Genomic DNA, 23,634 nt, shown 5'->3' with positions numbered 1-23,634 from the left:
GAATGGGTGTTTTGGTGCGGGGCATTGAGGAAATACTCGATCGCCCGTACTCGGCCATTCCTTCCTTAATTCGATGCTATCCCATGCACCTGTCAAAACAAAGATTTTTTATAGCTTTAGTGGCGCCAGACGATATTCAAGAGCAGATTACCGAGATTAAACTGTATTTTGCCGATCGCTACAACAGCCGTGGTGCTTTGAATTCGCCACCCCACATCACACTGCAACCTCCCTTTGAACGGCCTGCGGCGGATGTGGCGCAATTAGAGGAAAGTCTCAGGGCCTTTACTGCAAATCGGCTCCCAATTCCCGTTACGCTATCCGGTTTTGCCGCTTTCGCACCCCGCGTCATTTATGCGGATGTTGTCAAATCGCCCCAATTGCTGGAGATGCAAACAGATTTGATGAGTTATGTCGCGGCAAATTTAGGAATTGTCGATCGCATTTCTCAGACTCGCTCATTCGTACCGCACATGACTGTAGCGTTTCGCGATTTAACTGAGGAGAATTTTCAAACGGCTTGGCTGGAATTCGCAGCGCGCGAACTCCACTTTCAGTTTACCGCCGCTGCCTTAACCTTACTGCTTCACGACGGCAGCCGCTGGAACATCAGCCAGCAATTTCCGCTTGGCGCCTAAACTCTCTCTTCTTTCTCTTCCTTCGCGGACTTCGCGTCTTCGCGGTTCGTTTCCCCAAAAAAATCTTGCTAGCAAATCATCATCAATCAACACTTCGGACACTTTCAGAGGCGACTCGCGGGGGGCGAGAAACCGGGTTTCTACGAGTTTTTGGATTTAGTGACGAGAAATATTCATAGAAACCCGGTTTCTGAGGTTGCAAGTGCATCCACTACAAACCTATAGCCCAATACGGTTGACTTAAGATGGTCATTGCGAGGAACGAAGCAATCGCAGTATATATTTTTCATAGCGATTTACCCCCAGGGCGGTCTTAAGTAAACGGTATTGACCTATATTTCGAGTTCCCATAGGAGGTACTCATGGCCTGCGTGGCCTGCGTGGCCTCCGTGGGCATAGTGCATATCTCACCATGCTTGAGAACCGCTATATCAAATTCTGCCAATCCCGTTTCAATCGCGCTATCAATTGCGAACGGCAGTACGTATTAGAAGTATATTTGAAGGTGTGGGTTCTCAATCATGAGGTAGTTGATGTATCAGAATTCTTCAAAAACTTCCCGATCGCTAGCGCAATCATCTCTTTGTCTTCGAGATCCCGAACCGATCAAAGCTTAAGGAAAGCTTTGGATCGGCGATCGCCCTACCAGAACGAGTCGAGGTTCAATTCCCACCATCAATGCCCTTATAGGACGGCTTGAGGAGGCTCTTTTCCAGAGAAGCCACCGGGAACATAATTCCGGGCTTTTTTGTGGGATGGTTTAGCGTATTGAATACCCTGTCCCAAAATCCTTGAATGCCGTAGTTTCCCTTAAACCGAGAGTGGTGGAGATCGTGAAAATCCGAGGAAATGAAAAATATTGACAGAGAACTGTGACCTTCTAGGTTGTAAGCATTCCCGATAATAGTCCAGGCGCACAATTGAGCAATATCGTATCCGAATACAAAAACAGGCAAAACGTCTGCAACGGTGACGATAGCATATTCAAGCAGGCTTTTATGACCGGCAACAAAACTCGATGAATCCAGGAAGTCGTGATGTTTGAGATGTATTTCCTGAAAGAACTTTTTGTGAAAGAGCCAATGGGTAACGTAAAAGCAGAAATCCGCCGCAATTATTCTCATCAAGAACCATTCAAGATTTAAGAGCCAGCTATTTCCTCGATGAACTTCGGGAGCTAGGTACAGGATAATCGCTGCTGCTGCTAAACTTTTAATTTCTCCGGCCAGGATTCCTCGAACAGTAAATGCAGGGAACGGTTGTTCTTTCACTTTCTTGACTCTGACATTGAATCTTTGCCACCAAGTCTCGTTGGTTTTAAGAACTTTTTCAATAACAATACCGATGCTGTAGAATGAAACCGACCCAACCAACCAGTACAGTAAAACCTCGGCGGTAAAGTCGAGATGGATTTTGTTCGAGAGCCAATAAATTAACTGCTGGAGCAGGGTACAAGCAATAGCAACTTTGATGAAAAACTCTATTTCAAAAAACAAATTAAATAGTTTTACTATTACTTTATCCTTGAAAAGTACAGTTTTTTCAGGGCAATCATTGAGTGGGTTCGGGGGCTGAGATCCGGGACTAAGCATTGTTTTTTTTCACGTTTAGTTATCTGGGTACAAGGAAATACAGTGGCTATCGGTTTGGCAAGGTAGGTGGTGAAAGCTAAAAAGCTTGACAGTCAAATGATTCAGTGTGCCTCACCTGGTAAGAAATGCAGCAGCGCAACTTTGCTCTTCCGAAGGGAGTAAGCTGTTTTACCCTTGATTAGGGTATAATAAAAGGTTAACTCAGTCAATCACTACAGCATTTCAGCATAAGATTATAGCGGTTCTCAAGCGTGGTGAGGTATGCCCGCAGAGACCGCGGAGGCCATGAGTACCTCCTATGGAAGCTGGAAAGGCTATATTTAAAATTGAAAGTAAAACAGCTTAGCGATCGCGCCGAGGGGGACTGGCAAGTGCCACAGTTCCATAAACCGCAATTCCCGACTCTTTCAATGTTTTAATTGCCGACTTGACAGTAGTACCGCTAGTGTAAATATCATCAACCAACAAAACTGGATTGCGCGGGAGACGGCGCCGAAAATCTTTCCCCAAAATTAAAGCATCTTTCATTTCCGCTTGCCGCTGCTGTGCTGTCAGAGCGAATAAAGCCTGAGTATTTTTCACCCGCTCCAAACCGTGCCGCTGCAAAGGCAAACCAGTCAGCTCGCAAAAACTTTCCGCCAAAAGTTCCGCCTGATTGAAACCCCGTTCCTTGACCTTTGATTTGTGCATGGGAATCGGTACAACTGTTAAATTGTCAATAGCTAATTCGGGAAAACTCAGCCAAGATTCTGCCAGCCAGCCACCGAGAGGTTTTGCTAATTGTGGATTTCCTTCATATTTTAAAGCTGCGATCGCCCGTTTGAGAGTCCCGCCGTACTCCCCCCACACAAAAACACGCTGTTGGGAGGCCCAAAATCGACCGGGATCGGGTAGCTGACATTGCTGAAGTTGCTTGTAGCAGTACCCACAAAACTCCTCGGTAGCCGATCGCTGACAAAGAGGACAGTTAGACTTAAGAAATAGATTGAGAAAAGATTTGACTAATCCCGTCCAATTTCGCTCGTTCATCGTAAAATTGTGGTATGTGATTAATGGGAAAAACTATCAAAATTAAATCAGTTTCCAAGGACAGGCTCCCAGCGTGACAAATCTCTACTGGCTAGACAAAATTCAACCTTCAGACCGAGATGCAGTGGGAGAAAAAGCATTTTACTTAAGCTGTTTACTCGCCCAAAATCATCCCGCTGTACCGGGTTTTGTCGTGCCGACTACAACATTTTCGCAGTTTTTAGAGTCGATCGACTGGCTAGAACCGCTGTTGGCTGACTGGCCCCACTCTTCGCTACACTTGAATGTCGATGAACCCAGACAACTGCAATCGATCGCTCGCAGCATCCGCCACCAAATCCTCACCGCCAAACTGCCAGATGCACTACTCTCCACCCTAGAGTCTGCTGTTTGTCAGCTCAACTCCCAAGCCTTAATTTTTCGCCCTTCCCTGACTTCCTGGAACCCGAAAACAACCGGAATCCTGGAATCTCACGCAGTAAGTGCCGAACCAGAAGCCATTGAAGCCGGACTCAAACGCGCTTGGGCAGAATTGTTCAGAGCCAGAAGTCTATTTTACTGGCAGCGGTGCGGCATGAAGATACAGCAAATCAATCCCGTAGTTTTGGTGCAGCCCCTCGCCCCAGCCATCGCTGCGGGCGAGGTGAAAATTAACGCGGGTGCAGCCTGGGAAATTCAAGCCACCAGCGGTTTGGGACTGTCCCTCGCTCGGGGAGAAACCATCCCCGATTACTATCAAGTCCAGCCCGAAACAGGGACGGTTAACTTCCAGCGGCTCGGTTACAAAACATTAGCATACAATCTCAAAACCGGGGAGGGAAAGCCGAAAAAAAAACCGCAGAGCGGAAATTGGGAAAGCCGAAACATTACCAATTCTGCATTGTTAATTCCCGATTTTGCTGGCAGTTGCGTGGAACTTTTGGCGCTGGGAGAGAAATCGCAAACTGAATACGTTTTAGAGGAATCGCAATTGCAAAAACTCATTGAATTGAGCAAAAAAGTAATCGCCGAATTTGACTGTAATGTAATCTTGGAGTGGACGCTAAACCAGACAACAAACAGTAGCGATCCGCAGTTTTATTTTACTCAAATGCGTCTTTTTAAACGGGAAAAAGTGGCGCCCTCCCGGGAAAAAGCGATCGCCAAAACCCGAACTCCTGCTATCCTCAAAGGTTTGGGCGCCGCCTCAGGAAAAGCCGAAGCAATTGCCCAAGTTATGACTAATTCCCACCCAGAAAACGCGGACTTCTTAGCCGGAGGCATTTTGGTAGCCCGCACAATCGATCCGAATTGGCTGCCTTGGTTGAAAGTTGCTGCTGGGATAGTTGCCGAACAAGGAGGGATGACAGGCCACGGCGCCATTTTAGCGAGAGAATTGGGAATTCCTGCGGTTGTGGGAGTTGTCGGGGCGACTCGCGCGATCGCCTCGGGGGATTCGGTATTGGTAGATGGCGATAGCGGAGAAGTTTTTGCCCTCGCTCCACATCCGGCGATCGACACAGCAGACAGCAACCCGCTTCAGGAAACGCCAAACAATGCGGATACATACAGTACAGCAGCAAAAATGTCAATAGCCAACCACCAATTTTCAATATCAGAGCGATCGTCCAATCCCGCATCCTTACCTCGACGGGCAGAATCTCCCGAATCAGTTTGGGGCGCGCCAACGGCAACTCAACTGCTGGTTAATGTCAGCCAAACAAGTTCGATCGATCGCCTCAGAAATCTGCCCATCGACGGCATCGGATTATTGCGATCGGAATTGATGGCATTGGAAGCTTTGGACTGTCAAAACCCCAAAATTTGGCTGCAAGATGGTCGCCAATCGGAATTTGTCGATCGCATGGCAGATTGTCTCAGTTTATTTGCCGCAGCGGTAGCACCGCGACCAATATTTTATCGCTCTCTCGACTTGCGCGACTCAGGATCTCATGGCAGTTTCAGCGATACCTTTGAACCGGAGTTATTTGATTGGGAGTTGTCCGTACTTCAAAAAGTCTGCGAGTCTGGTCATACAAATGTCAATTTAATTTTGCCTTTCATGCGCTCCGTAGACGAATTTGTCTACTGCCGCCAGCGCTTAGAAACTATTTGGAAAAATCGACCCGACCAGTTTCAAATATGGATTATGGCGGAAGTTCCTTCGGTATTATTTTTATTGCCAGATTACGTAAAAGCAGGAGTTCAAGGAATTTCCATCGGCACCAACGATTTAACTCAGTTTCTGTTAGGCATTCACCGCAACTCCCAACAGGTAGCAGGTGGTTTCAACGGACGCGATCGAGCAGTAATGAGGGCGATCGAGCAATTAATCCGACAAGCCAGGGCTGCGGGGATTCCTTGTTCTATCTGCGGCGATGCTCCAGCTTTGTATCCCGAGATAGTTGAATCCTTGGTGCGGTGGGGGATTTCGTCTATTTCGGTGAATGTCGATACTGTAGAACAGACTTACAGGGCGATCGCCCGCGCCGAACAGCGCCTGTTGCTAGATGCCGCGCGCGCGATCGTTAAAAATTAACCAGCATCCCGCCAGCCCAGCACAAAAATTATTATTGCGATGCAAACAGCAACAATATTTAACCATGATTACAAAAACCCGGTTTCTGCATAGATATATTGCCTTCCATCCTTGAGTGGTTCAGTGATACCGCATTTGGAAACCTAAATCCTCAATTAAAAACATCAGATTTTCAAGCTAGCATAGAAATATCACCGACACTTTAACCGGAGGTAGAAACAGTCAGTAACCCAGCCCTAAAGGGACTGAGCTTGCAAGAGCGATCGAGTAAGCTATGCTGACCAGCCTAAGTCTTAACTGACTACGTTATTTGAGTCACGACACCCTGTGGATACGAAGCTAGTCCCCTGCTCTGTCGCTGAAGGTTAAACAGTCTTAGGGTCACTGAGGCAGTGCTTTCAGCCTAACAAGCTCTTATAACATTGACCGACAAGCTAACATTACCCCGAAAGGGAGGCTCGACAAGAGCAAAAATTATGCGATCGCGAGTTGCAAGGTTTGAGGCGGTAACTGTCCTGCCCTTAAGTACATTACAAAAGTACACCAAATCAAGCAACTCCAAGGCGGTAATGCATAAATGGATAGAGAAAGATTCAAGGCGGTTGAAACCGCCCGTGTTGTTTTCCTCTCAGGTCTTTCATACGCTGAGCTTCCCACTTACCGAGCTTTTTTGTGAAATCAAAAATTATTGCAACCGCAGCAATACTTGCTGCCCTCGGCTGTCTGCATCCCCATCCAGCATTATCTCAACCTGCAACTGACGGCGGTACAAAACCAGGATTTTGGCAACCTCAAGCACAGGTTGACTATACTCGCAACATTACCCTGAGACTGTTAAATGAAACCGGATTAAACCTAGAATACGGTCAATCAGGTGTCGGCTTGTCATCCTTGCCAGTTGGAGCTAGCAAAAATATCATGGTTCGCGTCAGCAACCGCACCGGAGACATTGCCAATATTCCGATTAATGTCAAAGGAGGAACCACAACTTTGAAATACGACTATAACGTTGATGCCAAGGAAAACATTGTGACGGTTCGCATCACCACATCAGACGGCCGCACTAGGCAAGATCGGTCAGTTTATATTGATGAAAAAGGGCGAATTTACTCTTTTTAAAGAACGAAAATTTAATAACTTACACTCTTGAAAGTGGGATGGGGCAGAAGAGCCCGTTCTTTCTGGACGGGCGGGACGCCCATCCCACAAACTTGTGGAAGTTATTTAATTTTCATTCCTAATATCCGCTGTTCCTATTCATGCCTGGGCCTCGATTTCCCTCTTCTTTCGGTTTAGCTTTGTTCACTCGCAAGGGGCGTCCCATCCACTCTGCACCGTCTAATTCGGTAATTGCAGCGTCTTCTTGGGCATCTTCCATCATCTCGACAAATGCAAAGCCGCGCATCCGACCGGTTTCCCTGTCGGTAGGTAAGACAACTCGCTTGACTGTGCCGTACTCTGCAAATACTGATTTCAGGTCTTCTTCGGTGGCGCGGTAGGACAAATTTCCAATATAGATAGTCATGTCGATCGAACTAAACTTGTTGTGCTATACATAATAACCGGTTCATTTGACTCTCAAGTGCCATCTCGCTTAAAACTGACCAGAAAGAATTGGTTGAAAGCCCGCCCGCCCGATCGGGAGAAATTAAAATCAGACTATTCATTACTCCAATACTCGGACTTAAGGGTAGAGGTCGCTCTCCTTCTGTCAACTGTCAACTGTCAACTGTCAACTGTTGAAGGATCGCCTTTGAACTAAAAGGGTTTGCCGCACCGACAAACCCTTTCTACTGACTGCAATAGTTAGTCCTTTTGCTTAGTCGATCGAGATCGACTGAGGCCCCGTGCTTTTAGCGTTGGTGGCTTCGGCTGCGGGAGGAGTGTAGGAAGTTGAACCGGCTTGCTCATCGATCCAGCTTCTAACGGGATCTTCGTGAAGGTTGAGTCGAAGCAGGCCAGAAAAAAATCCGCCCGCAAAGGCGATCGGCTGTTGGATCAATTCTTTGACCACTGGGATGAGTTCGTCGAGGAACATTCAAGAGTCTCCTTGTGCTGCTGGGGTTCTATCTTTACTGTACCGTTTGTACGGAGATGCTGGCAGCAGACTGCAAAAAAAGGGCGATCGAGCCTGTTAAAGATGGGCAAGCTCATGCTGCAAAAAACGCTTGCCGGAAAATTGTCGGCAAATGATTTACAATGCTAATCTGTTTGTTTACAAAATTTTATGTGCCGTTTGCTTGGCTACCTCGGCGAGCCGATTTTACTCGATTCTATTCTGTACAAGCCGGAACATTCGCTAATTGTGCAGAGTTACCAGCCCCGCGAAATGACTTCGGGCTTGCTCAATGCTGACGGTTTTGGTATCGGTTGGTATCACCCGCACCTCGATACCGATCCGTTTACTTATAAAAATGTACAGCCAATTTGGAACGACATCAATCTGCCGAGTATCAGCCGATATGTTGAATCCGGCTGTGCGATCGCCTATGTTCGCAGTGCAACTTCAGGACAAGCTCTAGATTTGAGCAACTGTCAGCCGTTTCAACACGATCGCCTGTTGTTCGTACACAACGGCTTTGTGCAGAATTTTCGCAAAAGTCTTTACAGACCAATTCGCGATCGGCTCAACGATACCCTTTATCAATCAATTAACGGTACTACAGATTCAGAGCACATCTTCGGCTTATTTGTCAATGAATTAACAGCCAGCAATCTGAGCCTAAAAGCTGCTTTGCAAAACTGCCTGAAAACTTTGGCTGAACTAGCAAACGCTCACCAAGTTGAATTTTCAGCAAATATTATTATCAGCGACGGACAGCAGCTCGTTGCATCTCGTTTTGCTTTCCCAAAAGTCCCTCCTTCCCTGTATTGGCTGCGGGACGATTTAAATTTCCCCAATTCTGTCATCATTGCTTCTGAGCCTTTATTTGGTGGCAATTGGCACGAGTGTCCAGTCCAGAGCACGATCAGTACGGGAGTAGACGGTGAGATCGAAATCAATCCAATCTTGTAAAGAGGCAATTTATCAGGATTTGCAGCAGTGTCGCCGCGGCACTTTTCAACTATTTGCAGACATCGATTACAATACTTTCTGCCGTCAAGCCCATCCAGATTTTAGTCCGGTTGGTTGGCATTTAGGTCACATTGCTTATACTGAGGATTTGTGGCTGTTGCAGAAATGTGGTGGGTTCAAGCCAGTTTTTCCTGAGTATCACCAACTGTTTGCTGCGGATATTTTGCCGAAAAAACAACGAGTTTTTTTGCCTGCGCTACCAGAAGTTGAATTGTATCTGGATGCGGTGCGAAAAAAGGTGTTAGATTATTTGGACGTTGCGCCGATCGCACAACAGGAACGTCTCTGGCGGTTTATTATTCAGCACGAAAGTCAGCACTGCGAAACAGTTGCTTTCGTGCTGCAAATGCTAAGGAAGGAAGAAGGAAGAAGGAAGAGGGAAGAAGGAAGAGGGAAGAAGGAAGAGGGAAGTTCGGCAACGAGCAGTGTACAAGATGTAACGGATTTAACGGATAGAAGTAAGGAGGAAGAAGGAAGATTAATTCCCAATTCCCAATTCCCGATTACCAATTCCCAATTACCCATTACCAATTACCCATTACCCATTACCGATTCCCCAGAGATTGAGATTCCCGGCGGGGAATTTTATATGGGAAGCGATGCTGCTGAAACTTTGGATAACGAGCGATCGCGCCATCTGTGCGATCTAGAAGCATACGCGATCGATCGCTATCCGGTCACTTGCGGTCAATACCGAGATTTTATGACATCCGGCGGCTATCAGAACCGCGATTGGTGGTCTGCTGAGGGCTGGGAATGGCAAAAAGTTCATTTAGTCGATCGCCCGCTTTACTGGTCAGAAAACCCTGCTTTCAACAACCATCCAGTTTGCGGCGTCAGTTGGTACGAAGCCGAAGCTTACTGCAACTTCGTCGGGAAGCGCTTACCATCGGAAGCCGAATGGGAAAAAGCAGCAAGTTGGGATCCCACAAATCAGACAAAACTTACCTATCCTTGGGGAGAAACACGGCCAAATGCCAGCCTGTGCAATCACGGCAATCATCTTGCCAATACCTCCCCCGTTGATGCTTTTCCAACGGGAGCAAGTCCAGCAGGCTGTTGTGATATGTTGGGCAATGTCTGGGAGTGGACAGCTTCAACCTTTGACGCCTATCCAGGATTTGAAAGTTATCCTTATCGGGGATACTCTGAAGTCTATTTTGATGGAGAACATCGGGTTTTGAAAGGCGGGAGTTGGGCAACTTTTCCTCAGGCACTGCGATCGACTTTTCGGAATTGGTACTATCCGGGCGTGCGGCAAATTATCGCGGGTTTTCGCTGCGCCACAACTACAATCACATAGGTTTGTAGTGAGGAATGCGAGTCCTCTAATTTTATGCGGACTAAAGTCCTCACTACGAACCTGTAAGATTTAAATTTAAAAAATAAAATTTATTTCCAGTTAATTTTAGACAATATTTGTTTGTCAAACACCAAAACTTTTTTCCACTTAAAAATACTAGGTTAAAAAAGGTTTGTAAATGATTTAATAATTTAGGTTGATATTTGTTGAATTTTAATTTGTGGACGCGACTCGCCATCGGGTGAGAACATACAGAACGGAGAGCGGCCTCAAAAATCTAGCTTGAGTGCGATCTTCAGCAACGCAACTGTGTGCTATATCAATTTGTGCATCTTAATTTTACTCTATGAAATCTCCAAGACTTTCCGACAAGACAAACCCAGCGTCAACCAAAGAAAACCGGCTGCACTTAGAGCGGCTGGTGAGCGCTGTGGCACCGACACCCGCAGAAATCAATGCTGGCAGCGATGCAATTACCGGGTTGACTCAAAACCCCAAAACCCTGCCTCCCAAGTATTTCTACGACGATCGCGGCTCGAACCTCTTCGAGTTGATTTGTCAGTTGCCGGAATACTACTTAACGCGCACTGAGACGGCAATTTTGCAAGAGTGTGCAGGGGCGATCGCGCATTTGACGGGCCCGTGCGAAATCGTCGAACTTGGCAGCGGCAGTTCCACCAAAACCCGGATTCTCCTCGATGCTTACAGCAAATTGGAATATCCGCTGCACTATTTGCCGATCGACATCAGCCCCACTATCCTAGAAAGCAGCGCTTGTCAACTGTTAGCAGATTATCCATCGCTCCAAATTCACGGACTTGTCAGCACTTACGAATTAGCCTTAGCTAAAATTGCCCCGTCGCCATTGCCAACCCGAATGATTTGCTTTCTAGGCAGCACCCTCGGCAATCTCAACCATCAAGAATGCGATGTATTCTTCTCGCAAGTTGTCGGTGCATTGCAGCCGGGAGAGTATTTTTTGCTGGGAATTGACTTAGACAAATCTAAGGATATTTTAGAGCCGGCCTACGATGACAGTCAAGGAGTGACCGCAGCCTTTAACTTGAATATGCTGCGACATTTAAATCGGAAGTATCAGGGAAATTTTGATTTAGCGCAGTTCGAGCATTGGGCTTTTTACAATCAAGAACAATGTCAAATTGAAATGCACTTGAAAAGTAAGAAAGCGCAAACAGTCAACTTGCGCGCGCTCGATTTAACGGTTGAATTTGCCGCCGGAGAAACTATCCGCAGCGAAATTTCGCGCAAGTTTAATCTCAATACTGTAAAGGCAGATCTTTCGCAGCGCGGTTTAAAGCCGGTGCAAGTTTGGACAGACCCAAATCAGTGGTTTGGCTTGATGCTTTGTCAGTTGACAGTTGACAGTTGACAGTTGGCAGTTGGCAGTTGATAGTTGGCAGTTGGCAATTGTTATTTGTTATTTTTGAATATCTCCCAATAATCAGTAACTACTGACTACTGACTAATAATGACTAATGACTGCTGACTAATGACTAATATCATTTCCGGCTGCATCGGAATAATATATTTGGATGATATCAGTGCGAGCGTCTCGCTCGCGGCATAGATCGCTCGCGAGACGCTCGCACTCTTATAATTACGATGCTGCCGGATTTGATATAATGACTGCTGACTACTGACTGCTGACTACTGACTAATGACTACTGACTAATTAACAAATCGGCCGCTGTCCGGGTTTTACGGCGTGAATGTACTCGCTGCCGGATGTCGGCCATCCCCGCTTGTAATAGGCTTCCTCGGGCTTCCCCCAGCCCAACTGCAACAAAATTTCGAGAAAATCCAACTTTTCCCACTTCGAGAGACTCGCCCATTCTGTACGCTGGGCTAGAGCTTCTACGTCGATCGGCTCGATCGCTCGAAAATCCTTCCCACTATTAATACTCAAATACAAATCCATCCCCGCAGTTACCCGCTCCCAGAATTCCAACATCGCAGTCTTAGCAGCCTTCAGCGTCATCAAATCGATCGGTAGAGCGATTAATTCGTCATCCACTGCCGGGTAGCGCAGACTATTGCCTTTAACCGTCATTTCCCGCCAGACAATCCCAGAAACTTGATGTTCCCGCTGGTATTCATGCACGGCTGCCTTAAAATTTTGATAAGCAGTGAACTTTTGAACGCCCTCAGATTTGAGAAAGCGATCGATCACGGGGTTTCCTGTAGCAGGAGTTTCAGTCAAATTGAGGCGTCGCCCGTGCAAGCAGGCTTGGCGCTCTTCTGCGAGGATGTTAATGAGTTCCGCCGTGCTGTAGATCTTGGGCATCTTTATTCAGGCAAAATCTATTGATTTGCGGGTCTGGCTGGTTTGATCTGCTAATTTTCAGTAAAGATTATTTGTTTTTTTGAGCAATATCACTTTTGCGTTATTGTAACTTTTCTTTGGAGTTAATTCTAGTTTTGATAGTTTACAGGAGTTGCGCCCATAAATCCCGAAAGCTTCTTGAAAAAAGCAGTTGATCGCGATACAGAATTGCGAGTTAGGCTGTCCGCTGCGCGGCGGGCGTACCTCGTGGAATTTTTCGCCAACAACAAAGCCCCCTCACTCGAAGGAGGGGGCTAAACTGAGTTAAAGGTTTGGCAGTTGTATTTAGCGAGTCCAACAGCCCGAAAAAAAAGCAGCATTCGCACTTGCTGTCAACTACCAAAATTCAAATTTTCAGTCTCAAAGCTTAGTATCGTCGTGAAGAGCGATTGTTGTCGCCCCAGCCACCGCCACCCGAGGAGCGTTTGTTGTTGTTTTCGCGAGGTTTGGCTTTGTTGACTTTCAAGTCACGGCCCATCCACTCAGCACCGTCGAGGGCTGCAATGGCTGCTGCTTCTTCTGCTTCGCTGGCCATTTCGACAAAAGCAAAACCCCGCATTCTGCCTGTTTCCCGGTCCACTGGCACTTGGACGCGGCTTACAGTTCCGTACTCGGCAAATACTTCGTTGAGGTCGTCTGATGTGACCTCATAAGAAAGATTACCCACGTAAATCGACATAAAATCTCCAGAATCTATTAGGGTGCAGAGACTTAGATTCGGAGAGAGGCTTGTAAATAAACACCAACAAACTACGCAACCGAATTTAATTCTTGAAAAACTACTATAACATGAAGCCAGCAGAATCAGCAATTGCCTGTCCTAATTTTCAAATTAGGGTGCCGTCGGGCAATCTCCCGCGGAAAGTATTCTTGATAACTGACATATTGCACTGTTAGCCTCATCACCTTGGTTTTTTGCTGTGCGATCGAGCTGAGGGCTAATTTTTTTCGTTCCTGTTAGCAGGTGGATGGGGTTTTATTGAAAATATTGCTCTCGATCGTTATATTGAGATCGGGCACTTTTCGGGTTGCATAGATATCCTGCCTGTAACACCAGAGATCAATCTTTTTAGCCTCGGATTCATGTGTTGACTGAATTTCTAATCTCTGATATCCCGTCTCCGATCGCATTAAATTTAGCGCCCTGTAATGGCGACCCAAAAATAATTCTCAAAAGAGTTCTTAGGAATATCTACACGCATTTTTCTACCCCAAGTATAAACATCAAAACTAACGCGAGATCGATCGCCCTTTCGATCGCTTCCCTCATCAATTGCGACATTTCCCAACAGCGCCACCCAGTGACTCGGATAAGGGATCAGCGGCGGTTTGTTTTGCAGCATTCCCTCAGCGGTAATCAAAGCAAAAGCAAATCCCCCAGCTTTGAGCGCCTCATCGGCGGCCCGCAGCGCTGGAATATCGCCACTGAAATAAGCGTATTGATACTCCCCACCGATGAATCGGGGGGATTCTTGATTAAGACCACAAAGGGACTTTCAAAGGCGTTAACAAAGCACCTCTACTGACTTCTTTGAGACAAAGCCCCAAAGTTGCCGCTACTTTTCTACCGATATTAGCTGCACCGTTGCAGTCGGCATTGATTAACAAACCTTCAAGGGTGCGATACAATCCGCGCTTAACTCGTTTACCGCTTGACTGCCACCCTTCTGGTTTTTCGCAGAATTTAGGTAGCACGTCCCGATCGACAAATGAAGCTTTAGAAGTATATGATTCTTCGGTCACGACAAACCGAATCCCGTATTTTTCGCACAATTGAGCGATTCTATCCTTGAGTCTACAAGTTGGAATTTGAACAAACTTTTGGTTAGTTTGAGAACCCAGATTGAGACCATTTTTCATCCCCACATTCCAACCGAATATCACAGTACCTAGATTGTTAGCTAAACAATGAGCAATCACCTTCCGAGCAGCTTTGTTAACAGCATCTCGCATTGTGCGATTGCGATTTTCTGTCAATCTCTCCAGTCGTTTTGACCAATAACCATTCGCTTTCCCGGACATCAAAAACGCAACGCGCTTATTATATCCTTGATTGAGCGACTTTAGGTGCAACCCATCAACGATAAAGCTAGTCCCAGTATTGCTTACACAGGTTAGCCAATTGTTCATTCCGTGGTCGATCATCAAAGCTTTAGATGGATCTACATCTGCTTGAACCTGCTCAGTCTTGTAGATTAATTCCAAGTAAAAGCAGCCGTTTCTAGGCAGGATTCGATATTCTCTGATTGCTTTGTGGTCTAAGTTTGTGGGCCTAGGTAGATAGAAAGCATCCAGTCCGAACCAAGCTTTAACTTTGGTGCCGAGTGGAAATCTTAATAACCCGTCTTTAAGCTTCACAGAGCGAGCTGTATACGTTACTAAAGCTAGACCACCCTGTCGGTAATTAGGTAGTCTCGGTCTTTGAGTTACTGTCCCTTCTTTTATGCCTTTTAATAGTCCAATATAGGATTTGAAAGATTCGGCAACAGTAGTTAAAATCTGCTGTGCGGTATCCGAATAGAATGCTTTATAGTGCAAATTTCGGTTCTCCGTACCTAGCACTTTATGCAAATCTGCTCTCCCCGGTATTTTACCTGTTTTAAAATACATTTGACGAGCATAATAAATACCGCAATTAGTCAGTTTTGATGACTCACTGCACAGGAATTCGAGAATTGCTTTTAGGTTTTTATCCGGGCTAATTAAATTTTGTTGGCATCCAAACATTTTTGTTACCTCCTTTTTATATTATACCTTCTCACCTGCTATCAAAGGATATTAATTAAAGAGGAAAATGTAGGCGACTAAAGTCGCAGTCGCGTTCCGGACCATGTAAGACAGCCAGGGGCTTCTCGCTCGTCTTTCGGTGAACTGTCAACAGTCAACAGTCAACTGTCAACTGTCAACTGTCTTACCATTTTCCTGACATTGCATCTTTGAGTCTCAATTCTTCTCGGCTGACTAGAGCTTCGTAGTAATCTGGTTTGATTTCTAGGGCGACTCCGTAAGAACTAATTGCATCTTGAGTCCGCTGCAATTTTTGCAAAACATCGCCGCGCTGCGCCCAAGCTTCCCAGTTGTGGGGCTTGAGTTGAATCACTCGATCGAAAGCGACAAGTGATTCGGAATAGCGCTGCATTTTCCCCAGCACCAGGCCTCGCTGCACCCAGCCTTGATAGCTGTCGGGCCAGATAGTAATTGCTCGATCGTATGATGCTAGACTTTGTTCGTACTGTTCCAAATTTGACAGGGCGTTGCCACGTTTCAACCAAGCTTCAAAATTGTCTGGCACGTTTTGAATAACGCGGTTGTAAGCTGCGACGGCTTCTTCGTAACGCTGCAATTTTTCTAGCGCTGCGCCTTGCTGCAATCCTACTTTTGATGTAATGTCTGTTTCTGAACTCAGAGAGATTACTTTGTCAAAACAGGCGATCGCTTCTTCGTATTGCTCCAATTTTTCTAGGGCTTCGCCTCGCAAATTCCAAGCTTCTAGAAAATTTCCTTCAATTTGGAGGGCATTGCTGTAAGCGATAATCGCATCTTTGTAGCGTTCCAATTCTGCTAGGGCCATACCTCTGCCCAGCCAAGCTTCGGGGAAATTCGGATTAATTTGAATCGCTCGATCGAAAGCATCGATCGCACCTTCATAATCTCTTGATTCTGACAGTGTTTGACCGCGCCCGATCCATGCTTCGGGATAAGCGGGATTCATTTGAATAGCCCGATCGAAACAAGCTATTGCCCCATCGCGCCACTGGTGTTTCAGGGCCATTCCTTTGTACAGCCAAGCTTCGGAGTCATTGGGTTGGAGTAGCAAGACGCGATCGTAAGCTGTGACTGCTTCTCCGTATTTGTGCAATTTTGCCGAAGCAATGCCCCGATTGAACCAAGCCAAAGTGTTTTGTGGTTGCAGTTGAATGGCGCGATCGTAAGAAGTTACAGCTTCAGCGTAGCGTTCCGCCTTCATCAGAGCCAAACCTCGGTTCAGCCAAGCTTCCCAATTAGTCGGGACGAGTTTGAGAGCGCGCTCGTAGGCCGCCACAGCCTCAGCGTAGCGCGAGGCTTGCAGCAACACGCTGCCTTGCCTGCACCACATCGCGGGCAAATTTGGATGAAGTTGGGTTGCTTTTTTGTAACAGGTTGCTGCTTTGTCCCACTCCTGCAATTCTTCTAAAACTCTGCCCTGCTGATACCAAGCTTCGTGCTTTTCGGGATTGATTTCAATTGCTTTGTCAAAAGTCGCGATCGCCTCGGGGTGATTTTGCAAACTTAACAGTGCTGTCCCGCGCAGCATCCAGGCCCAATATTCTTCGGGATTAATGGCGATCGCTCGATCGCAACAGGCCACCGTTTCAGCCCAGGAGTGCAGTTGCTTGTAAGCTTTGCCCAGATTCAGCCACGCGCGGGCCCAATCCGGCTTAATTTGCACCGCTTTTCCGTAGCAAATGATTGCCGCTTCGTACCTTCCCGATGCGTAGTGTCTGTTGCCCCGATCGTAATCTGGAAATGCTGCAAAAATTCTTAAAATCGGGGGCAGGAGGCCGGACTCGGGATTTGAGGAGTTTTCTGTGGTAGAAGTCGAGATATCTGGCATACGCCTTACATATAAAATTTAGTGGGTTGACAAGATTGCGGTCTTATATATTAACTTATGCTTTTCTTAACTCGCTGCTATTTTGAGACAAATTTAGCATATCAGGTCTATTACCACAAATTATATTTACTTAACTGTAATGTATAAAATTATGCACCGCTCCCACTTTGCGTATACCGCTGTAAAATACGGTCAGTCGATTTTCGATGTTCGATTGACTCCACAGATGAATCTGGGAGCTTGAACCAGAGTCTAAAATTTTGATCTCTCCACTACGAGTGTCGGAAACTTGTATTCGTAAACGATATTAATTTTCCCAGAATCCTTCAAATCTCTGCGGTGCGAGATCTGAGTTAATAGAGTCTGTCCTCAAAAAGGCAGTGTGTTAACTTTTATTGTAACGGCCATACATCGTTTAATTAAGAGGTATGTTGTTCTTTATATCGAGTTGCTCAGGATGGCAATAAATAGTAGCTGCTAAATATTAGGCAATAAAAATCAATCAATTCATTTCATTGCAACACTTTTTTTCCAAAGAGCTAAAAGGAGTTGGTTTGGCAAACATCAAAATTAATTTGTATCAGACGTTGATTTGGACAAGACAGTTGAGGGAAGGGTTTCATTATGCCACTCAATTTAAGAATTCGATCGTACAAAACGATCGCCCTAATATGTATTGCCTCGTTACTAATCAACGTGCTCGCGATCGAAAGCACGTACTCTCAGCAGAGCTGCCCAAAAGTGCAAACTTCAATTCAGATTATCGACGAAACTCAGATTATCAACAAAACGGGGAGGAAGATTTTTGGCACGTCCCTTGACACTTTGCAGGAGTCACATTTCAAGAACTATGTAACTATCCTTTCCAAACATATCTCTGCCAAGATTGACGATTGGGCGCAGTGCCACGGGGATTTGAAAAGTTCTCCAGAAGTCGAGCTTTTTTTCGTTAACCGTCCGCTGGTCAAATACCCTCGGCGGATCAAATCCACGACTGTGCCAATCGTAGTACCGTTCAACTTAGAGGGCACGCAATCTAATGGTACCAGGTATTTGGATAGTCCTTGGGTAAAACTCACGTTGGGCCGTTCGCCCACGATCGTTGTGCGTGCGGTGTTCCTGTGGAACGAACGACAGTTTCTGTTCGATCAGGCACTGATGTCGGGCATACGCGCCCCACCCACCAATCCTCTGCTTCCGATTGATCAGCCCATCTTCGAGCAATTTGTACAAGATTACATCGACTCTGTGCTGCTTGTACCGTCTCCAGAAGCCGAGTCTGTTGGCTTAGCCAGTATTTCAAAACGCTTGCCACCAGAAATCCTTTGGCTGTTTCGCAATTCGTGGCAAACTACGCGCGGTCCTTTCTCCGCGATCGTGGCCGGTGCTCTTAGATCCGCCGTTGGGAAGGCAGCGATCGGATATACCGATCTTACCAAGGCTCTCATCGACCAATTTTTCGCGTCAGAAACGACTGAGATCCGCTACGAAAGCGTTCTCGATCTGAAAGACCTATTTACCCTCGATCGATACCGGATTAACGACCTTCTTCATTAAGGAAAAAAATTATGGCTTGGACATTTCTTCAAAAGACGACGTTAATTTGTATCAGACGTTGATTTGGACAAGAAAGTTGAGGGAAGGGTTTCATTATGCCACTCAATTTAAGAATTCAATCGCACAAGACGATCGCCCTAATATTCATTGCCTCCTTACTGATCAACGTGTTCGCGATCGAAAGCACGTACTCTCAGCAAAGCTGCCCAAAAGTGCAAACTTCAATTCAGATTATCGACGAAACGGGCGGCAGGCAGATTTCTGGCACCTCCTCCGTTGACACTTTGCAGGAGTCACATTTCAAGAACTATGTAACGACCATTTCCAAACATATCTCTGCCAAGATTGACGAAATATCGCAGTGCCACGGAGATTTGAAAAGTTCTCCAGAAGTCAAGCTTTTTTTCGTTTACCGTCGGCTCGTCAAGACTGCGCCCTTAGCACCGTTCAATTTAGAGCGTACAGAATCTAATGGTACCAGGTATTTGGATAGTCCTTGGGTAAAACTCACGTTCAGCCGATCGCCCAGGCTCGTTGTGCGTGCGGTGTTCCTATGGAGCGAACGACAGTTTCTGTTCGATCAAGCACTGATGTCGGGCATACGTGCCTCGCCCACCAATCCTCTGCTTCCGATTGATGAGCCAATCTTCAAGCAATTTGCACAAGATTACACGGACTCTGTGCTGCTTGCACCGTCTCCAGAAGCCCAGCCTGCCGCCCTAGCCAGTATTTCAAAGCGCTTGCCCCCGGAAATCTTTTGGCTGTTTCGCAATACGTGGCAAACCACCTTGATTCCGTTTTACATGTCAGTAGCCCGTGCTTTTGAATTAGCTGTTGGGAAGGCAGCGATCGGATATACCGATCTTACCAAGGCTCTGGTTGACCAATTTTTCGCGTCAGAAGCGACTGAGATCCGCTACGAAAGCCTTCTCGATCTCAAAGACATATTCACCCCCGATCGATACCGGATTAACGACCTTCTTGATTAAGGAAAAAAATTATGGCTTGGACTTTTTCTCAAAAGACGACGTTCACGGGTTTTAGTACCGCAGAAAAGGCAGTTTCATTATGCCACTCAATTTAAGAATTCGATCTCACAAGATCGCCATAGTAATTATGGCCTCCTTACTAATCAACGTACTTGCTATCAAAAGCACGTACTCTCAGCAGAACTGCCAAAATGTGCAAACTTCAATTCAGATTATCGACGAAACGGGCGGTGACGGAATGGCTCAGTGCCACGGGGATTTGAAAAGTTCTCCAGAAGTCAAGCTTTTTTTCGTTTACCGTCGGCTGGTCACATCCGTGAGTCCGCCAATTGAAGGGCCGTTCAACTTAGAGCGTACACAATCTAACGATACCAGGTATTTGGATAGTCCTTGGGTAAAACTCACATTCAGCCGATCGCCCAGGCTCGTTGTGCGTGCCGTGTTCCTCTGGAACGAACAACAGTTTCTGCTCGACCAATCACTGATGTCGGGCATACGTGCCTCGCCCACCAATCCTCTGGTTCCGATCGATCAGGCGATCTTCGAGCAATTTGTAGAAAATTACACGGACTCTGTGCTGGCTGTACGGTCTCCAGAAGCCAAATCTGCCGGCCAAGCCAGTATTTCAAAGCGCTTGCCACCAGAAATATTTTGGCTGTTTCGTAATGCACGGCAAAGCAGCTTGTCTGCGTTCCAGGTGGAAGTAACCTCCGCTCTTAACTCCATCCTTACGCAGGCAGCGATCGGATATACCGATCTTACCAAGGCTCTCGTTGACCAATTTTTTACATCAGCACAAACAGAGATCCGCTACGAAAGCGTTCTCGATCTCAAAGACATATTCACCCTCGATCGATACCGGGTTAACCGACTTCACTAAGGAAAAAAATCATGGTTTGGACTTTTTCTCAAAAGACGACGTTAACTGGTTTTATTCCTGCCGAAGAAGCAGCGATCCTTAAATTAGTTCATTGCAACACTTCTTTTTCTCAAATAGCTAAGTTAAGACGTGTTAGACGTTGATTTGGACAAGAAAGTTGAGGGAAGAGTTTCATGATGCCACTCAATTTAAGAATTCGATCTCACAAGATCGCCATAATACTTATGGCCTCCTTACTAATCAACGTACTTGCTATCAAAAGCACGTACTCTCAGCAGAACTGCCAAAATGTGCAAACTTCAATTCAGAGTATCGACGAAACGGGCGGGAGGCAGTTTTCTGGCACGTCCGTTGACAGTTGACGGAATGGCTCAGTGCCACGGGGATTTGAAAAGTTCTCCAGAAGTCAAGCTTTTTTTCGTTTACCGTCGGCTGGTCACATCCGTGAGTCCGCCAATCGAAGGGCCGTTCAACTTAGAGCGTACACAATCTAATGGTACCAGGTATTTGGATAGTCCTTGGGTAAAACTCACGTTCAGCCGTTCGCCCAGGCTCGTTGTGCGTGCCGTGTTCCCCTGGAGCGAACGACAGTTTATGTTCGATCAAGCACTGATGTCGGGCATACGTGCCTCGCCCACCAATTCTCTGCTTCCGATTGATGAGCCCATGTTCGAGCAATTTGTAAAAGATTACACGGACTCTGTGCTGTTTGCACCGTCTCAAGCCCGGCCTGCCGCCCTAGCCAGTATTTCAAAGCGCTTGCCACCAGAAATCCTTTGGCTGTTTCGCCATGCGTTTCAAAGCACGCGCGGTCCTTTCTCTAGGCAGGTGAAATCCGCTCTTGTATCCGTCCTTGAGCGGGGAGCAAGCGGATATACCGAGCTTACCAAGGCTCTGGTTGACCAATTTTTTACATCAGCACAAACAGAGATCCGCTACGAAAGCGTTCTGGATCTCAAAGACATATTCACCCTCGATCAATACCGGGTTAAAAACCTTTACTAAGGAGAAAAAAAATGGCTTGGCTTTATTCTCAAAAGACGACGATCACAGGTTTTACTGCCCCCCAAGAGGCACAGATTCTCGCAGTTTTGGAGACAGCATACAACAATTCGTCCACAGCTAAGGCTATGTTCGATACCTGGATTAATGCTGCTCCGGGGAATACAATAGACATAAAATTCGTGCCGGGACAGCTTCAGGGTACTGTTATAATTACTCCTAGTGGTAATGTTGGTACTGGCCAAGTGGAAATTGATTTTGCAAGGTTGAACAATTCAACTTACATCAATACGACTGGCAAAGCCGTACCAGATACGTTAACCACGGCTTTATTACATGAGCTTGTTCATGCGCTGACTGGAAAAGAAGATTATTTCACATCTTTAGATTACAAAGGAGATACTGTTAGGTTTGCAAATCAGATTTACAAGGAACTTGGTCTCCCCGAACAGGTTTCTTACCGTGCATTAGACGATAAGGGACTCCATAAACTTAATTATGAGTATACGAATGGCGCAGCGATCGATGCCGCCAAAACTGAGGATGAGCCCTTCCTAAGTACGATCTCACTCGGTACGTCGAGGGACCTGCTAATCGGAGGGCCATCTCCTAACACTCTTCTGTCTGGTGACGGCAATGACTTTTTGTTTGGCGCTGGCGGCAATGATACGTTGAGCGGAGGCGCTGGTACAGACACTGGAGTTTATTTTGGGAAGGAAACTGACTACGACATCCAGAAAAATTCAGATGGTTCTTGGTCAGTTAGCCATGCACGTGGTGCAAAGGACGCTGGTTCAGATACGCTGAGAAACGTCGAATTCCTACAGTTTGACGGCGGCAAGACATACAAACTTGCAAAGGGTGGTCTTACCTTCCAAACCGATTTCGCTCTTGCGATCGACACTACAGGCAGCATGGGCTCGTCGATAGGAACAGTGAAAGCGCAGGCATCCTCACTTATTGATGCAGTATTCGCTGGCGGCAAGAACGATGGTCGTATTGGGATAGTGGGGTATAAGGACACTACGAATGGGGAACCGTCATCGGTTATTCTCCCGTTTACAGATCAAGACGACTTTGCAGCTAGAAAATCCGCCGCAATTGCAGCAATAAATAGCATCACTGTAAGCGGTGGCGGCGACCTGCCGGAGACAGCCTTTGATGGGCTTCGTGTTGCGCTAGACGGGTCTATGGGGCAATGGAGGTTTGGCGCAGGCGTGCTTCGGATCGCTCTATTTACAGACGCAGCAGCGAAAGACGGCGCCCTAGCTGGCCAAGTGAACGCCCTTGCTAGCAGTATCGGAGCCACGGTCGCCGCGCGTTCCTCTGTGGCGGGATCGGGCGGCTCAGTCGATACCTTTACCCTTGCGTTGGGAGATAACGGTTCGAGCAGTACACAACAACGACGTTATTCAAGTGACTCCGACGCTAATCCCGATTTCCCATTTGTGCCATCCAACGACCCCATCACTCCTGACCCGACGACTGCACAAGTTCAAATATTTACAATATTTACTGGCCCTAATGGTGCTGATACGTCTGCCCTTGAGGGCATAGCAAACACCACCGGAGGCGACTTCCTTAAGGCCTCGACAAATGAGGACTTGGTGAACATCTTGCTCAACATCATCAATTTACCGCCTGGGTCTGTGAATACTCCTCCCACAGCGGTAAATGATAAGGTCACAACGAACCAAAACATCCCTGTTAGCATAAATGTTTTAGCTAACGACAGCGACCCCAATAAAAATGTCATAACCATAAAGGCATTTGACAGCGTTTCTACGAAAGGAGGTAGCATTGCTCTTGATAATCGCGGTACGCCTGGTAACTTTACTGACGATCGATTAGTTTACACTCCTTTAACGACCTTTAGCGGTAGTGACAGTTTCACTTATACGATTAGCGATGGAACTGGTACAGCTACGGCTTCAGTTTTTGTTGAAGTCGGCGTTGACCTCGACGGCAGTAATGGGACAGATGGACTAACAGGGACACCAGGAGACGATCGCCTTAACGGGACTTAAACAAATTTTAAGCCCAAACAAGGCCTAAACTGGCTTTATAAGCCGAGAATACGTCCCAATTTTGGTTCAACCATTTCACAAATCT

Annotated in this window: 21 protein-coding genes; 12 read left to right on the top strand and 9 right to left on the bottom strand. The window is 46.6% G+C overall.

The features are described 5' to 3' along the window. The first annotated feature begins 2 nt into the window (after positions 1–2). Positions 3–638 (top strand): 2'-5' RNA ligase family protein, encoded by a 636-nt coding sequence (locus JGK07_RS15870; protein WP_366516598.1) that lies wholly within the window; start codon positions 3–5, stop codon positions 636–638. Positions 639–1,300: 662 nt separating this feature from the next. Here JGK07_RS15870 and JGK07_RS15865 read toward each other — a convergent pair. Beyond that, complete coding sequence (locus JGK07_RS15865; protein WP_293179259.1) at positions 1,301–2,230, bottom strand: sterol desaturase family protein; 930 nt, start codon at positions 2,228–2,230, stop codon at positions 1,301–1,303. A gap of 342 nt (positions 2,231–2,572) precedes the next feature. Continuing rightward, the gene (locus JGK07_RS15860) at positions 2,573–3,259 is read right to left on the bottom strand and encodes a ComF family protein (RefSeq protein ID WP_293179257.1); all 687 of its coding nucleotides are present in this window, start codon (positions 3,257–3,259) and stop codon (positions 2,573–2,575) included. A 73-nt stretch (positions 3,260–3,332) separates the two neighbouring features. On the opposite strand from JGK07_RS15860, the gene JGK07_RS15855 reads away from it, so the two are divergent. After that, the gene (locus JGK07_RS15855) at positions 3,333–5,777 is read left to right on the top strand and encodes a putative PEP-binding protein (RefSeq protein ID WP_293190645.1); all 2,445 of its coding nucleotides are present in this window, start codon (positions 3,333–3,335) and stop codon (positions 5,775–5,777) included. A 672-nt stretch (positions 5,778–6,449) separates the two neighbouring features. Continuing rightward, positions 6,450–6,896: a hypothetical protein gene (locus JGK07_RS15850; protein WP_293190643.1), complete on the top strand. Its 447-nt coding sequence runs from the start codon at positions 6,450–6,452 to the stop codon at positions 6,894–6,896. 118 nt (positions 6,897–7,014) lie between these two features. Here the strand turns inward: JGK07_RS15850 and JGK07_RS15845 are convergent, their stop codons facing one another. Together JGK07_RS15845 and JGK07_RS15840 are read right to left on the bottom strand one after the other, a co-directional pair. Further along, a complete protein-coding gene (locus tag JGK07_RS15845; RefSeq protein WP_293179249.1) occupies positions 7,015–7,302 on the bottom strand; it encodes an RNA-binding protein in 288 nt (95 codons plus the stop codon). A 294-nt stretch (positions 7,303–7,596) separates the two neighbouring features. Then, positions 7,597–7,815 carry a hypothetical protein gene (locus JGK07_RS15840; protein ID WP_293150155.1) on the bottom strand — a complete coding sequence of 73 codons (219 nt, stop codon included), beginning with the start codon at positions 7,813–7,815 and terminating at the stop codon, positions 7,597–7,599. A gap of 14 nt (positions 7,816–7,829) precedes the next feature. Here JGK07_RS15840 and JGK07_RS15835 point away from each other — a divergent pair, with 14 nt between their 5' ends. The 4 genes from JGK07_RS15835 to egtD all read left to right on the top strand — a co-directional run bounded on the left by JGK07_RS15835 (position 7,830) and on the right by egtD (position 11,546). Continuing rightward, on the top strand, positions 7,830–7,970 hold the full coding sequence (locus JGK07_RS15835) for a hypothetical protein (RefSeq protein ID WP_293150157.1): 141 nt from the start codon (positions 7,830–7,832) through the stop codon (positions 7,968–7,970). 34 nt (positions 7,971–8,004) lie between these two features. After that, the gene (egtC, locus tag JGK07_RS15830) at positions 8,005–8,793 is read left to right on the top strand and encodes an ergothioneine biosynthesis protein EgtC (RefSeq protein WP_293179243.1); all 789 of its coding nucleotides are present in this window, start codon (positions 8,005–8,007) and stop codon (positions 8,791–8,793) included. Then, complete coding sequence (locus tag JGK07_RS15825; RefSeq protein ID WP_293210160.1) at positions 8,765–10,156, top strand: SUMF1/EgtB/PvdO family nonheme iron enzyme; 1,392 nt, start codon at positions 8,765–8,767, stop codon at positions 10,154–10,156. The genes egtC and JGK07_RS15825 overlap by 29 nt, the downstream gene beginning before the upstream one ends. Before the next feature lie 346 nt (positions 10,157–10,502). Further along, positions 10,503–11,546, top strand: a complete 1,044-nt coding sequence (gene egtD / locus JGK07_RS15820) for an L-histidine N(alpha)-methyltransferase (protein ID WP_293179237.1) — start codon at positions 10,503–10,505, stop codon at positions 11,544–11,546. A 303-nt stretch (positions 11,547–11,849) separates the two neighbouring features. On the opposite strand, the gene JGK07_RS15815 is transcribed toward egtD, so the two are convergent. The 5 genes from JGK07_RS15815 to JGK07_RS15795 form a co-directional block, all read right to left on the bottom strand. Next, on the bottom strand, positions 11,850–12,461 hold the full coding sequence (locus JGK07_RS15815) for a hypothetical protein (protein WP_293179234.1): 612 nt from the start codon (positions 12,459–12,461) through the stop codon (positions 11,850–11,852). A 406-nt stretch (positions 12,462–12,867) separates the two neighbouring features. After that, entirely contained in the window at positions 12,868–13,179 is a 312-nt protein-coding gene (locus JGK07_RS15810; RefSeq protein ID WP_293179231.1) for an RNA-binding protein, read from the bottom strand. 457 nt (positions 13,180–13,636) lie between these two features. Next, entirely contained in the window at positions 13,637–13,861 is a 225-nt protein-coding gene (locus JGK07_RS15805; RefSeq protein ID WP_293179228.1) for a hypothetical protein, read from the bottom strand. Positions 13,862–13,976: 115 nt separating this feature from the next. Further along, a complete protein-coding gene (locus JGK07_RS15800; RefSeq protein WP_293179225.1) occupies positions 13,977–15,227 on the bottom strand; it encodes a transposase in 1,251 nt (416 codons plus the stop codon). Positions 15,228–15,411: 184 nt separating this feature from the next. After that, the gene (locus tag JGK07_RS15795) at positions 15,412–17,094 is read right to left on the bottom strand and encodes a tetratricopeptide repeat protein (RefSeq protein WP_293179222.1); all 1,683 of its coding nucleotides are present in this window, start codon (positions 17,092–17,094) and stop codon (positions 15,412–15,414) included. A 741-nt stretch (positions 17,095–17,835) separates the two neighbouring features. Here JGK07_RS15795 and JGK07_RS15790 point away from each other — a divergent pair. From JGK07_RS15790 to JGK07_RS15770, 5 genes are all read left to right on the top strand, one after another. Further along, positions 17,836–18,651, top strand: coding sequence for a hypothetical protein (locus JGK07_RS15790; protein WP_293290939.1), 816 nt, complete (start codon positions 17,836–17,838; stop codon positions 18,649–18,651). A gap of 95 nt (positions 18,652–18,746) precedes the next feature. Beyond that, positions 18,747–19,640: a hypothetical protein gene (locus tag JGK07_RS15785; protein ID WP_293242493.1), complete on the top strand. Its 894-nt coding sequence runs from the start codon at positions 18,747–18,749 to the stop codon at positions 19,638–19,640. Positions 19,641–19,719: 79 nt separating this feature from the next. Beyond that, positions 19,720–20,520: a hypothetical protein gene (locus JGK07_RS15780; protein ID WP_293290937.1), complete on the top strand. Its 801-nt coding sequence runs from the start codon at positions 19,720–19,722 to the stop codon at positions 20,518–20,520. A gap of 594 nt (positions 20,521–21,114) precedes the next feature. Continuing rightward, positions 21,115–21,525, top strand: a complete 411-nt coding sequence (locus tag JGK07_RS15775) for a hypothetical protein (RefSeq protein WP_293209123.1) — start codon at positions 21,115–21,117, stop codon at positions 21,523–21,525. A gap of 11 nt (positions 21,526–21,536) precedes the next feature. Continuing rightward, positions 21,537–23,549, top strand: coding sequence for an Ig-like domain-containing protein (locus JGK07_RS15770; RefSeq protein WP_293242484.1), 2,013 nt, complete (start codon positions 21,537–21,539; stop codon positions 23,547–23,549). Positions 23,550–23,634 lie beyond the last annotated feature (85 nt).

Origin of the sequence: Microcoleus sp. PH2017_24_DOB_U_A (assembly GCF_020738205.1) — a bacterium.
In the GTDB taxonomy this organism is placed as follows: Bacteria; Cyanobacteriota; Cyanobacteriia; order Cyanobacteriales; family Microcoleaceae; genus Microcoleus.
This window is presented reverse-complemented; position numbering and strand designations above follow the sequence as displayed.

Bases quoted from the DNA above. Each gene is read 5' to 3' on its own strand.
- JGK07_RS15780 (WP_293290937.1), top strand. From the start codon at position 19,720: ATGCCACTCAATTTAAGAATTCGATCTCACAAGATCGCCATAGTAATT.
- JGK07_RS15865 (WP_293179259.1), bottom strand. From the start codon at position 2,230: ATGCTTAGTCCCGGATCTCAGCCCCCGAACCCACTCAATGATTGCCCT.
- JGK07_RS15845 (WP_293179249.1), bottom strand. From the start codon at position 7,302: ATGACTATCTATATTGGAAATTTGTCCTACCGCGCCACCGAAGAAGAC.
- JGK07_RS15795 (WP_293179222.1), bottom strand. From the start codon at position 17,094: ATGCCAGATATCTCGACTTCTACCACAGAAAACTCCTCAAATCCCGAG.
- JGK07_RS15770 (WP_293242484.1), top strand. From the start codon at position 21,537: ATGGCTTGGCTTTATTCTCAAAAGACGACGATCACAGGTTTTACTGCC.
- JGK07_RS15775 (WP_293209123.1), top strand. From the start codon at position 21,115: ATGTTCGATCAAGCACTGATGTCGGGCATACGTGCCTCGCCCACCAAT.
- JGK07_RS15815 (WP_293179234.1), bottom strand. From the start codon at position 12,461: ATGCCCAAGATCTACAGCACGGCGGAACTCATTAACATCCTCGCAGAA.
- JGK07_RS15860 (WP_293179257.1), bottom strand. From the start codon at position 3,259: ATGAACGAGCGAAATTGGACGGGATTAGTCAAATCTTTTCTCAATCTA.
- JGK07_RS15800 (WP_293179225.1), bottom strand. From the start codon at position 15,227: ATGTTTGGATGCCAACAAAATTTAATTAGCCCGGATAAAAACCTAAAA.
- JGK07_RS15810 (WP_293179231.1), bottom strand. From the start codon at position 13,179: ATGTCGATTTACGTGGGTAATCTTTCTTATGAGGTCACATCAGACGAC.
- JGK07_RS15840 (WP_293150155.1), bottom strand. From the start codon at position 7,815: ATGTTCCTCGACGAACTCATCCCAGTGGTCAAAGAATTGATCCAACAG.
- JGK07_RS15785 (WP_293242493.1), top strand. From the start codon at position 18,747: ATGCCACTCAATTTAAGAATTCAATCGCACAAGACGATCGCCCTAATA.
- egtC (WP_293179243.1), top strand. From the start codon at position 8,005: ATGTGCCGTTTGCTTGGCTACCTCGGCGAGCCGATTTTACTCGATTCT.
- JGK07_RS15870 (WP_366516598.1), top strand. From the start codon at position 3: ATGGGTGTTTTGGTGCGGGGCATTGAGGAAATACTCGATCGCCCGTAC.
- egtD (WP_293179237.1), top strand. From the start codon at position 10,503: ATGAAATCTCCAAGACTTTCCGACAAGACAAACCCAGCGTCAACCAAA.